At 40.0% G+C, this 12,235-nt stretch carries 12 protein-coding genes and 1 tRNA gene; 5 read left to right on the top strand and 8 right to left on the bottom strand.

From position 1 onward, the window contains the following. Positions 1 to 90: 90 nt before the first annotated feature. Positions 91 to 166, bottom strand: a tRNA-Gly gene (locus tag ACNKW3_RS13350). A 318-nt stretch (positions 167 to 484) separates the two neighbouring features. On the opposite strand from ACNKW3_RS13350, the gene ACNKW3_RS13345 reads away from it, so the two are divergent. Next, complete coding sequence (locus ACNKW3_RS13345) at positions 485 to 1,747, top strand: GGDEF domain-containing response regulator (protein ID WP_427399801.1); 1,263 nt, start codon at positions 485 to 487, stop codon at positions 1,745 to 1,747. Here the strand turns inward: ACNKW3_RS13345 and orn are convergent. Then, a complete protein-coding gene (orn, locus tag ACNKW3_RS13340) occupies positions 1,720 to 2,265 on the bottom strand; it encodes an oligoribonuclease (RefSeq protein ID WP_427399800.1) in 546 nt (181 codons plus the stop codon). The genes ACNKW3_RS13345 and orn overlap by 28 nt on opposite strands. Positions 2,266 to 2,350: 85 nt before the next feature. Between orn and rsgA the strand changes: the two genes are divergently transcribed. The 4 genes from rsgA to ACNKW3_RS13320 all read left to right on the top strand — a co-directional run bounded on the left by rsgA (position 2,351) and on the right by ACNKW3_RS13320 (position 5,954). Further along, on the top strand, positions 2,351 to 3,379 hold the full coding sequence (gene rsgA / locus ACNKW3_RS13335; protein WP_427399799.1) for a small ribosomal subunit biogenesis GTPase RsgA: 1,029 nt from the start codon (positions 2,351 to 2,353) through the stop codon (positions 3,377 to 3,379). Positions 3,380 to 3,459: 80 nt separating this feature from the next. Continuing rightward, positions 3,460 to 4,308 (top strand): archaetidylserine decarboxylase, encoded by an 849-nt coding sequence (asd, locus tag ACNKW3_RS13330; protein WP_427399798.1) that lies wholly within the window; start codon positions 3,460 to 3,462, stop codon positions 4,306 to 4,308. Positions 4,309 to 4,356: 48 nt separating this feature from the next. Next, on the top strand, positions 4,357 to 5,241 hold the full coding sequence (locus ACNKW3_RS13325; protein WP_427399797.1) for a DMT family transporter: 885 nt from the start codon (positions 4,357 to 4,359) through the stop codon (positions 5,239 to 5,241). A 5-nt stretch (positions 5,242 to 5,246) separates the two neighbouring features. Beyond that, entirely contained in the window at positions 5,247 to 5,954 is a 708-nt protein-coding gene (locus tag ACNKW3_RS13320; RefSeq protein ID WP_427399796.1) for a glycerophosphodiester phosphodiesterase, read from the top strand. A gap of 7 nt (positions 5,955 to 5,961) precedes the next feature. Here the strand turns inward: ACNKW3_RS13320 and ACNKW3_RS13315 are convergent, their stop codons facing one another. The 6 genes from ACNKW3_RS13315 to typA form a co-directional block, all read right to left on the bottom strand. After that, a complete protein-coding gene (locus tag ACNKW3_RS13315) occupies positions 5,962 to 6,384 on the bottom strand; it encodes a MerC domain-containing protein (protein ID WP_427399795.1) in 423 nt (140 codons plus the stop codon). Between the two features lie 78 nt (positions 6,385 to 6,462). Beyond that, on the bottom strand, positions 6,463 to 7,272 hold the full coding sequence (locus ACNKW3_RS13310; RefSeq protein WP_427399794.1) for a divergent polysaccharide deacetylase family protein: 810 nt from the start codon (positions 7,270 to 7,272) through the stop codon (positions 6,463 to 6,465). A gap of 93 nt (positions 7,273 to 7,365) precedes the next feature. Beyond that, entirely contained in the window at positions 7,366 to 8,070 is a 705-nt protein-coding gene (locus ACNKW3_RS13305; RefSeq protein ID WP_427399793.1) for an SOS response-associated peptidase family protein, read from the bottom strand. Between the two features lie 132 nt (positions 8,071 to 8,202). Beyond that, entirely contained in the window at positions 8,203 to 8,943 is a 741-nt protein-coding gene (locus tag ACNKW3_RS13300; RefSeq protein WP_427399792.1) for a GAF domain-containing protein, read from the bottom strand. Between the two features lie 28 nt (positions 8,944 to 8,971). Further along, on the bottom strand, positions 8,972 to 10,099 hold the full coding sequence (locus ACNKW3_RS13295) for a MalY/PatB family protein (RefSeq protein WP_427399791.1): 1,128 nt from the start codon (positions 10,097 to 10,099) through the stop codon (positions 8,972 to 8,974). A gap of 186 nt (positions 10,100 to 10,285) precedes the next feature. After that, a complete protein-coding gene (typA, locus tag ACNKW3_RS13290) occupies positions 10,286 to 12,118 on the bottom strand; it encodes a translational GTPase TypA (protein ID WP_427399790.1) in 1,833 nt (610 codons plus the stop codon). Positions 12,119 to 12,235: the final 117 nt, after the last annotated feature.

Raw genomic sequence — 12,235 nt, 5'->3', positions numbered from 1 at the left:
TTAGGTTTAATCGAAAACGAATGCAACTAATGTAATCTAAATAATGGGCTGAGTTAATCTTTGAATGAGAGAAATTTATATTTGAAGATTTGGAGCGGGAAACGAGACTCGAACTCGCGACCCCAACCTTGGCAAGGTTGTGCTCTACCAACTGAGCTATTCCCGCATTTTTGGTTTTATCAGCGTTCTTTGCAACATCTGGCTCGCCAAGCCTTGTCAATCACTTCGTGACGAGGCATGTGCTCTACCAACTGAGCTATTCCCGCATGTAAAAATGTGCGACCACGTTGTTCAACGTAAATCGGACGCGCATTATAAAAAAAATTTCGCCGGTTGCAAGTGTATTTTCAAGAAAAATCCAAAAATTTTTAGGTTTCTCAAATTTACTGAATTAATTGCCAGCAAAAGCTTATTTCTTCAACAATTCTGCCGATAAGGTAGATGAGAAATAAATGCCTTTTGGAAGAAGTATCGAGGGATTTGAGTGAAATATAAAATACTATTAATTGAGCATAACGCCGTAAGCTTGCGCATTATCAAACGGGTTATCGGTAAAGCAAATCTGGATGTTGTAGTCGCCAGCACATTGACAGAAGCCAAAGTGATTTTTGACCAATCTACACCTGAAAGCTTCTTATGTGCAGTGGTTGATTATACCTTACCGGATGCGCCCCACGGTGAAGCCATTGACTTTGCCATAAGCTCCTTTGTGCCCGTAATAGTACTCACCGATCAACCTGACTCAGATGTAAGGGCTCGCATACTGTCAAAAGCCGTTGTTGACTATATTCCCAAACAAAACCATCAAGTATTCGAATATTTAAGCCGCTTGTTAACACGTTTAGAGAAAAATCGCCATGTAGGAGTATTGGTAATGGCGAAAACGCCCTCCAAGCGAAATCCTGTATGCGAACTACTAAATCGGCATAATTTTGTCACTTATCAAGCGAACAACCTAGAGCAAGCCAAAGTGCTATTGCTAAAGCATCCTAGCATCAAGCAATTGATTGTAGACAACAAACTAAGAGATCAATCTGGCATTGAATTAGTCGCTAACTTACGCAAAGAATACAGCAAAGAAGAACTGAGTATCATTGGCACCAGTGAACAGGACGATCCTGCTTTATTAGCCAGATTCATCAAAAGTGGCGCAAACGACTACCTGCGCATCCCCTATTGTCACGAAGAGTTTTTCTGCCGTGTATTACAAAATATCGAATACATTGAACAAATTGACATTATTCGTAAAACCGCAAATACGGATTATTTAACCGGATTACCCAATCGTCGTCACTTCTTCAGTGAAGTGAAAACCATTTTACGACGTGAACCCGAAAACGTGAGCCTTGCCCTATTAGACCTCGACCATTTTAAAGCGATCAACGATACCTACGGTCACGAACAAGGGGATATAGTGCTTAAAGATGTTGCAAAATTGATGAAAAAACACTTTAAATCTCATCCAATTTCGCGCTTCGGTGGAGAAGAGTTTTGTGTGTTTTTTGATGGTATCAATCAAGTCAACGCGTTAAAGAAGTTAGAAGATTTTCGACTAGCGGTGCAAGAAAAAATGTTTAAATCAGGCAAACGTAAAGTCAAATGTACCGTCAGTATTGGCCTCACCAGCAAAGGCCATCAAAAAATTGAACAAATGTTGAGCTTTGCTGATGAAAACCTGTATAAGGCAAAATCTAATGGTCGCAACCGTATCGTCAGCGATCAGATTTTAAACACGGCTTCTCTGTAATATCTCAGCTCTTCAATTGACTCTTTAATATCATCTAACGCTAGATGAACCCCTTTCTTTTTAAACCCTTTGGCAATCTCTGGTTGCCATCGGTTTGTGAGCTCTTTGATAGTGCTAACATCAATATTGCGATAATGGAAAAAGGCTTCTAACTCGGGCATGTATTTGACTAAAAAGCGTCTATCTTGCCCTATACTGTTGCCACATAAAGGTGAAACACCAGCTTCAACATATTCTTGCAGGAACTCAATGCTTTGTTGTTGAGCTTCCAGCACCGAAACATCACTATCTTTACAACGTTGGGTCAAGCCTGATTCGCCGTGAGTTTTGGTGCACCATTCATCCATAGCATCGAGGACATCATCAGGTTGGTGCACGGCAATTACTGGTCCTTGTGCAATAATATTCAAGTCTTTGTCTGTGACTATGCTAGCTATTTCTAACACCACACAAGTCTCAGGATCCAAGCCCGTCATTTCCATATCAATCCAAACTAAATTTTGATTATCAATCGCCATATAAAAGCCTACATTTGAAGTTGTGCAAAAATTCTAGCGAAAAGGTATCATGGCAACTGTGTATCACCAAATTTAATAAACTAACGTGGCGAAAAAACCTAAGTTATCGAAAAATCAAAAACGTCGAGTACAGCAGAATAGGCAAAAACGACTTGATGCTAGCTCGCAAGAAGTATTTGAAAATCTAGGCGACCAAGCCAATGGCAGAGTCGTTAGTCGGTTTGGTAAGCATGCCATAGTTGAAGATACTGATACTCATGAGCAGCATAAATGCTTTATTCGACGTACGATTGATTCGGTGGTGTGTGGTGATAATGTCTTGTTTCGTGCAAACATTTCTCAGAATTCTGATGAGCGCGGTGTGATAGAAGCAGTCTTGGATAGAAAGTCAGTACTTACTCGCCCTGACTACTACGACGGCGTTAAACCCGTGGCTGCCAACATTGATCAAATAATTGTCGTCAGCTCTATACTTCCAGCATTTTCAACCCATATTATCGATCGTTATTTAGTCGCCTGTGAAACCGCGCAAATTCGCCCTTTAGTGGTGGTAAATAAGGTTGAACTTTTGGATGACGAAGATCTTGAATATGTAAACGAACAACTCGATGTCTACAGAGAGTTAGATTACCAGGTCATTCTGATGAGTTGTAAAACAGGATTAGGGGTTGAAGAACTGTCATCTCATTTAAAGGACAAGGTTAGCGTTTTTGTCGGTCAAAGCGGTGTAGGTAAATCAAGTTTGATTAATCAACTTCTGCCAGAAGCAACTGAAGCCATAGGTGATGTTTCAAGTAATTCGGGGTTAGGTCAGCACACCACTACTGCTGCCAAACTTTTGCATTTTGCCAATGGTGGTGAGCTTATTGACTCTCCAGGTGTTAGAGAATTTGGTCTGTGGCATCTCTCCGAAGAGCAAATCACCCAAGGTTTTATCGAATTTAGGCAATATTTAGGTGGTTGCAAGTTCAGCGATTGCAAACATCAAGACGATCCTGGTTGTTTAATTACCCAAGCAGTTGCCAATGGTGAAATAGACGAAGAACGTTATTTAAGTTATCTACGTATTATCGAAAGTTTACAATCTCAGCGCCCTTCTTATGCCAAAACATAAGGCTTCATAATGCTTTGGAACAAGCAAAAAAGCCTAAGCTAGGTTACAATATTATTCGAATTAATTGAGGAGTCCCTTGCGTGATCGACTGGATAAAAGTCAAAACCCAATACATTTTACCTAAGCATCTATTATCAAGAATGGTAGGAGCTCTCGCCAAACGAGAACTTGGGGCTGTTACTCAATTTTTTATTAAGATTTTCATCAAAGCATTTAAGATCAATATGCAAGAAGCTGCTTTTGAATCCCCAAGTGCGTATAGAACATTCAACGAATTCTTCACCCGTCCGCTGAAACAAGGCGCTCGTCCAATTGACGAGAACGACAATGTTCTTTGTCATCCTGTCGATGGCACAGTCAGTCAATTTGGTGCAATTAATGGTGATAGTATTTTTCAAGCAAAGGGTCACCAATTCAGTTTAACGACTTTATTAGGCGGTAAGCCTGAATTAGCAGAAGTGTTCAAAGGCGGTGAGTTTGCAACTATTTATCTAGCGCCAAAAGATTATCACCGTATTCATATGCCTATTGATGGCGAATTGACTGACACCTTGCATGTACCGGGTGAATTATTTTCCGTTAATCCGTTAACTGCACAGAATGTTCCTGGGTTGTTTGCTAGAAATGAGCGAGTGGTAGCGCTTTTTGATACACCTGTAGGTAAGGTCGCTATGGTGTTGGTAGGTGCCACTATCGTAGCCAGCATAGAAACTGTTTGGGCCGGTAATATCACACCACCAGCAGGTAAATACGTCCAGCATTGGCAACATGCTAAAGGTGAAGTGTCACTGAAAAAGGGTGATGAAATGGGACGCTTTAAATTAGGTTCTACTGTGGTTTTATGTTTTGAACCTAATAAAATCAACTTTACCGATTTAGCCGTTGCAAGCACCACCCGAATGGGCAAACCCATGGCTGAAAAGCAATAAAATCAGGACATTATTATTCATTCCCTAATTTTATTGCGGTCATAACCTATGGATCCAGTCAAACGAAGTCTGATTAATCTGCATATCACTGTCATGCTTTTAGGTGGTACAGGATTGTTTTCAAAACTGATCCCTTTATCCGCCTTAGACATCACCTTTGGTCGCTCATTGCCGGCTTTTATCTGCTTATTTTTATTCGTGAAACTTGGTGGCCAAAGCCTTAGACTCAATAGTGCAAAAGATTATGCTGTTGGTTTGGGTTTGGGGGTTATCATGGCTGTGCATTGGGTTACTTACTTTTTCTCAATGCAGTATTCTAGTGTATCTGTAGGCATGATCGCCCTGTTTACTTTCCCGGTAATCACTGTGTTATTAGAACCCTTTTTTGAAAAAATGCGCATTCAGTGGCAAGACATTGCGAGTGCTTGCGTGGTGCTTCTAGGTATCTATTTTATCGTTCCCACAGTATCGTTAGAAAACGACATCACCCTAGGAGTCGCGGTTGGCGTTTTTTCTGCTTTCCTCTACGCCATGCGAAACTTGCTGCACCGCAAATATTTCTCACACTACAGCGGTGCTAAAGCTATGGGCTGGCAGACCTTGGTCATTTGTCCTTGCTTGATCTTTTTTGTAAGCGACGATTTTGTGCAAATGGAACTTCATACTGGATTAATGTTGTTGTTACTCGGGTCGGTATTTACCGCATTACCACATGCGATGGTAGCGGCTGCACTTAAACATCTCAGGGCAAAAACCTTTTCATTAGTGGCCTGTATGCAACCACTTTATGGGGTGTTATTCGCAATTGCACTGTTAAATGAATCACCTTCTTGGGAAATTTTGCTCGGTGGAATTTTGGTGATTTCAGCCGCAATTTATGAGACAGTAAAAACTCATCATTCACAAAAGAATGTAGAGCAAAAATCTACATAAATCTCATGAAAATTATTGCCCACAGAGGATTTAGCAAAAGCTATCCTGAAAATACCGCTGAAGCATTTGAACGAGCGTTAGATACAGGTGCAGCCTATATTGAGTGTGATGTTCAGCAAGTTGAAGATGACTTTTTTATTTACCATGATTTTTATTTAGACCGCCTTACTTTTCACTCCGGACGCTTTACTGATGCCTCTTGTCAGGATATTGCAACACTGCAAACAATTAGTGGACAAAAAGTGATTACTCTGGCTGAATTGTTTAACATTGTTGGCAATAAAGCTACTTTGAATTTAGAGATAAAAACCCTTGAGAATGCTGATTTGTTTATCCAGCAACTAAGTCAATTGATGCAAACTTATGATACCAAGATCATTCTAAGTTCTTTTAACCATCCTCTGATTTTGAAATTAAAGTCAAAATTACGCGGATACCGAATTCTCGACAACATCAAGTTCGCTGCCGTCATTGCTCATTTGCCGATAGATTTAGCCGCGTTTGGGGAACAGTTAGAAGTCGATATTGTGGTTTTGGAAGGAAATCAAATTAATCAAGCCTTTGTGACAGACGCCCATCAACGGTTTCTAGAAGTCTGGTGTTATACCGTTAACCATTCTGACCTTTTAACTAAGTTGAAGAACTTTGGTGTAGATGCAGTTTTTAGTGATGACCCTCAATGGGCTTTGCAAACATTAGCAGATAATTCTTAGTGCAGACTTATTTACAGTCTTTACACTGTCGGCAAAGTTTTAAGTTCAACAGATGTGCTGCAATTATAAAACCGGCACCTAAGGCAATAGTAAACGGCTCATAGGCTTCGCCAAATACATCTTTATTCCAATAAATCAATGCGCCGGTAATCAGCGAGTAAATCGGATAAAGCTGTCTATGGTATTGGTGGAAACCAATAAACAAGGCAATAAAGCCAATAAGAATTGAAATAGCAAGAATAGTGCGTTCAAACCAAGACTCGGCAAAGAAGGTAGTCGCAATAAAAGGCGCTATGGGTAAAAGCATAGGAATCGCTAGGCAATGTAAAGCACACAACGAAGATACCCATACGCCAAGTTTGTCAAAACGCGTATTGTCTACCCTTTGTTGTTCGTCCCTTTGCACTGAAGTTAACTCTGTTGGTTTCACTGTTTAAACGATTGCCTTTATCAGAAAGTGTTACAGTATAACATTAACTCTTTAACTAGCAAACATCTGTGCAAAAATTTATTCTTGCGGTGAAATCGAGGCGCTAATTAGCTCTTTAACTTCTGATTGATTGGCTAATGCTGGACTAATCCGAAACTTATTAGTTTCTTGCAATAACTCACTTACAGTAACCAAGGTGACATTTGAGGGGAGTTTTTCTAACTCTTTAGGCAAATAAGCTAGCGTGCTTGGATAAGGATGGGCGATACCTATGGCCTTTCCTTCTTGCTTAGCTTTTCTCACTAATTGTTTGACTTGTTGTGCAAGAAACTCTGGCGTTTGTACATGATCTAAAAATACATGACGGGTCGCACTATGTACTCCAAATTGTCCAGCTATCAGCCCTGCTTTTGTATAACGAGTAGTGCGACTATCGATAAAATAAAGATTAGTCTGAGCAAGCAGTTCCATAACACTGCGCATCGGTAATGTCATTTGCGTCAATTTACTGCCCATGTGATTATTGATTCCAACTGCATGTGGCACAGTATTTAAGGCTTCTGACAATGTCTGCTTAATTTGATTTGGATACATAGTTGAAAGCAACGGCTTGTCACCTAATTTTTCACCGTTTAAAGATTCCATAGGCATATGAAGCATAACTTCACGATTTTGTCGCGCTGCTCTGTAAGAAAAATCCGTTGAAAATTCAGTATGGGGAAGAATCGCGAAAGTTACCTTTCTCGACAGAGAAAAGGCCTGCGCATCGGATGCTTTAGCACCAATGTCATCGATTATGATGGCGATTTTTATCTCTTCGCTTTTGGCGAAAAAGGTCGATGAAATCCCCAATAAAAAAGTAATGATCAGCAGTTTAATTTTTAGCACACTGTTATTTTTATGACGCTGTCGAGATCAAGATAACAGTGCTTAGCAAAATTTGCACCTAAAATTCATTTATTTTTCTAGTTAATTAACGATTTACAAATATTCAGGATGATCTGAAATTAAATTTTCGGATATTTTGCCCATAGGTTGACCCGATTTATAGGTTTTTACCCTTTGCACATGCAAATTTGGAAATAACTTTGGAGATTCTAGCAACTGTTCAACTTCAGACGGAATTTCCCCTTTTGCTAACAACCATTTATCAAGAAAATGACTTAGCACTGGTAAAAACAACGGAAACGCTTTGTCGTGATAAGCTTCCATTTTAGGATGTGCGTCGCGCGTTATGACCGCACAAGCATAATCATTGTTCGGCAATTTTTTGTATAAGGCACCTAACAAAAATGGACTTTTACTTTGCATTAAGTATTGATGTTTAGTTTTACCCACTAATTTAGATTCACCAATGGAAGATGCTAAAACTATTCCTCTTTGATGTTTTAGCGCAGCTCGCCAAAATGGGCTTTGTAAATTACGAGCATTAAAACTGGTGCGATTACCTAGTGCTGTCGCTAAATCATTATTTTGATAGGCATCAAACCACCAAATGGCATTCACTAACTTAATGCCATCGTCTTCAATGATCAATGGAATACGTTTACTAAGATCGCCACCAAAAGCCGGATAGGCTGAATAAGAAGGGATACGAGCGATACAGTCACTCAATGAGTTTAATTTATCAAATAAGTCAGGGGTTTCAGTAATAGTTCTCTCATCATAACCAATAAACCCACACATGACTTACTCCCAAAGATTTTTTTGCGCCATTTTTATAGAATCAGAAATATTTTGATCCGGGCGACAAACTTGAGCGCCTATGACCACTTTTAATTGACCATCATTTAATTTCTGACGAAGTTCAAGCAATAATTAAGTGATAAATTTATTATCAACGTTAATCAATAAAATGCCCAATCGATCTTCTGATAAACGATAAACAGAGTCAGATTCCCTTAAGGTTTCATAGAGCACTTTTTCAACTCTATCAGAAACCAACTCTTCTGCTAATCCCTTGCTTCTATTTTCAAGAATAAGAATGCCCAGTGGACATGAAATCTTGGCGTAAATTTCGTGTTTTTGTCGAGCAATACTTTCAAAATTATCAAATTGTGTCGAATTTTCTACAAAAACCAATTCATCTGAAATATCAGTAAATGTATTGGATTCTAATTGTTGAATATAGGCATGCTCTTCAAGTATGTACTCAATCATTTTCGCGACTAAAGGCAGATCTTGATGATCTTTATACTGACCGTCGCTTAACGCTCGATGATCGAACCCACATAAGGTGCCAATCATATCCCCTTGGGCATTTTTTAACGGCACACTCGCATATGATTTAATCTTATGTCGACTGACCGAAGGTGCTGTTTTATGCTCTGGCGTTAACTCAATATCTGGCACAAAAACTAGTGGTTTTTCCTCAACCATTTTTGAACAAATTGAATCTGTCCATTCCATAAGCTGGTTGTCATGAATGCCAAAAGGATTTTCACTGCATGCAAGTACGAACCAATGATTTTCATTGACTCTGGTAATCATCCATAATTCAAATGGCACTATAGATTTTGCCAACTTAAGCGCGCTTTCAAGCGTTTGTCGATACCGCATAAAACTCCAACCACTACTACTACAAAATTTAGCCGCCTAATCGTTTTACAATCTCTTCAAGCATGCTTTTAGGGCATCCATAATTAATTCTAAAACAATTTTTATTGCCAAAATCCCTACCTGGAGATGGCCCAACACCTTTGTCTTCACACCACTTTTGAGTGTCTTCAACACCCAGTTCACTTGCATCAATCCACAAGAGGTAAGTTGCTTCCGGTGACACACAAGATAGACCGTGAATTTGATTTATGGCGTTCACCAAATAATCTCTATTTGAGCGAAGATAAGCCAATTCTGCTTGGTGCCAATCATCACATTGCGTAAAAGCAACTTCAGTTGCTACCAGTCCCATGACATTTACCCAAGGAATGAGTCCAGCACCTGCGCTAGCGAATTTTGCTCTTAATTTGGCATCCGGAATTATTGCAAAGGATGTCCCTAACCCTGCAACGTTAAAGGTTTTACTTGCGGCCATAAGGGTAATAGATGAATCTTCGACTAGCGACAATTTGCCTGCTGGAATATGGGGTAAATCATCAAGAATAAGATCGCAGTGAATCTCATCACTACACAACACCAGATCGTTATCTTTACAAATTTTTGCCACTCTATCCAAATCTTCCTGAGTCAAAACGCCGCCCATAGGATTCATTGGATTGCATAATATGAACAATTTGGTATCAGCGCGTTTAGCATGAGTTTCTAGCTGTTCAAAGTCTAAGGTCCATCGACCGTTTTCAAGCACATTACCCACTTCGTACCTAGTACGATTATTAATGCCAGGAGCCGCCAAAAGCGGCGGATAATTTGGAGATTGTACTATGATCCCGTCATCAAGTTCTGACACCGCTTGAATGGCCATATTAAACCCAGGTACCACACCAGGTGTCCAAACGATCCAATCAAGAGCAACATCCCAATCATACTGTTTTCTACACCAACGCTGGATAGCTTGTTTAGCAGGTAAATATTCATTCGGTAACGTGTAACCAAAAAGACCATGACGACTTCTTTCTACCATTGCGTCCACTATTGGTGGCGCGCACTTAAACTCAGTATCAGCAACCCAAGCAGGAATAATGTTCCGTCCCTTATAGCGGTTCCATTTAAAAGAATAGGTGGATGAACGGTCGGTTAGCTTATCAAAGTCGTACAAGTTTACATCTCTTTTGGTTAACTAGATTTTGCACAATTTTAACAGACCGCATTGATGCTGGATAGCTATAGTTTGATGCAAACTCGAATGGAATTGATCTGCATTAAATACCATAAAAAAAGCCCGAGTCAGACTTAACTTCTTCGGGCTTTTTCAAACTTTGAAATGCTTGCTTATTAACTAAGCTTAACCTTCTTTTTTAGGACGAGATGCTCGTTTACGCTCGTTCTCAGTAAGCAATTTCTTACGAATACGAATGCTTTCTGGTGTTACTTCTACTAATTCGTCGTCATCAATAAACTCTAACGCTTGTTCCAACGTCATTTTCACTGGCGGAACCAAAGTTTGCGCTTCGTCAGTACCAGATGCACGAACGTTAGTAAGTTGCTTACCTTTAAGGGCGTTTACTGTTAGGTCGTTATCACGGCTATGGATACCAATAACCATACCTTCGTAAACTTCTACACCATGACCGATAAATAAACGACCACGCTCTTGTAAGTTAAACAAAGCGTTTGTTAGTGCTTTGCCTGCTGCATTGGCAATCAGAACACCATTCTTACGTTGACCTATGTTGCCACCTTTATGCGGACCATAATGATCGAATGTATGATATAACAAACCTGAACCTGAGGTTAGTGTCATAAATTCAGTTTGGAAGCCAATTAAGCCACGACTAGGCACGATGAAGTCCATACGAATTCGGCCTTTTCCATCCGGCGTCATATTGGTTAGTTCAGCTTTTCTATAACCTAATTGTTCCATGATAGAACCTTGGTGCTGATCTTCACAGTCAATGGTAAGAGTTTCGTAAGGTTCTAATAACTGACCATCTTCATGTTTTAAGATAACTTCTGGACGTGATACCGCTAATTCGTAACCTTCACGACGCATGTTCTCAATTAAGATTCCTAGGTGTAATTCACCACGACCTGACACTTTAAACTTATCTGGATCGTCTAGTTCTTCAACACGCAATGCTACGTTATGCACTAGTTCATTTTGTAGTCTTTCTAGGATATTTCTTGATGTAACAAATTTACCTTCTTTACCAGAAAACGGCGAAGTGTTTACCTGGAAAGTCATTGTTACTGTTGGCTCATCAACAGTTAATGCAGGAAGAGCTTCAACCTTGTTTGGATCACAAACAGTGTCAGAAATTTTCAGTTCACCCAATCCAGTGATAGCGACTATGTCACCTGCAGATGCTTGATCAACATCATGTCTTTCAAGACCTAAATAACCTAGTACCTTACCAATTTTACCGTTTCGCTTTTCACCAGCAGCATTAACTACAGTCACTTGCTGGTTTACTTTCACTGAACCACGCTTAATTCGACCAACACCGATAACACCAACATAACTGTTGTAATCAAGTTGAGAAATTTGCATTTGGAACGCGCCTTGAGCGTCCGCGTCCGGTGCCGCTACTTGTTCGATGATAGTTTCGAACAATGGTGTCATATCCGTACCAGTTTCATCAGATTCATGTGCAGCCCAACCATTGAGTGCAGAAGCATAAACGATTTGAAAATCCAATTGGTCGTCGGTAGCACCCAAGTTATCAAACAAGTCAAACACTTGGTCGATTACCCAATCAGGGCGAGCACCTGGCTTATCAATTTTATTCACAACTACGATAGGTTTTAAACCTTGAGCAAATGCTTTTTGGGTTACAAAACGTGTTTGTGGCATTGGACCTTCTTGAGCATCTACTAATAGTAGTACTGAGTCAGCCATTGACATTACACGTTCAACTTCTCCACCAAAGTCGGCGTGCCCAGGAGTGTCTACGATGTTAATTCGGTAGTCACCGTAATTAATCGCCGTGTTCTTGGCTAGGATAGTAATTCCACGTTCTTTTTCGATATCGTTAGAATCCATTACACGCTCTTGGTTTTCACCACGTGATTTTAACGTTCCTGATTGTTGCAGGAGTTTATCAACCAAGGTAGTTTTCCCGTGGTCAACGTGCGCAATAATGGCAATATTGCGAATTTTATCGATACTAACAGACATACATTCTCTCAAAAAAATAAACCCGCCAATCGGTTGATTCGCGGGCAACAAATAACTGGCGGCGGATTCTACAGATTTATTCGCCATTGTGCTATTGGAATTGTCGATTTTTTAACT

The sequence above is a fragment of the Glaciecola sp. 1036 genome (assembly GCF_050306235.1).
In the GTDB taxonomy this organism is placed as follows: domain Bacteria; phylum Pseudomonadota; class Gammaproteobacteria; order Enterobacterales; family Alteromonadaceae; genus Glaciecola.
The sequence above is the reverse complement of the archived record's forward strand: the minus strand, read 5'-3'. Positions and strand labels throughout refer to the sequence as shown.

Coding starts and splice junctions, on each gene's coding strand:
- orn (WP_427399800.1), bottom strand. CDS start 2,265: ATGGCGATTGATAATCAAAATTTAGTTTGGATTGATATGGAAATGACG.
- ACNKW3_RS13320 (WP_427399796.1), top strand. CDS start 5,247: ATGAAAATTATTGCCCACAGAGGATTTAGCAAAAGCTATCCTGAAAAT.
- ACNKW3_RS13305 (WP_427399793.1), bottom strand. CDS start 8,070: ATGTGTGGGTTTATTGGTTATGATGAGAGAACTATTACTGAAACCCCT.
- ACNKW3_RS13300 (WP_427399792.1), bottom strand. CDS start 8,943: ATGCGGTATCGACAAACGCTTGAAAGCGCGCTTAAGTTGGCAAAATCT.
- typA (WP_427399790.1), bottom strand. CDS start 12,118: ATGTCTGTTAGTATCGATAAAATTCGCAATATTGCCATTATTGCGCAC.
- ACNKW3_RS13325 (WP_427399797.1), top strand. CDS start 4,357: ATGGATCCAGTCAAACGAAGTCTGATTAATCTGCATATCACTGTCATG.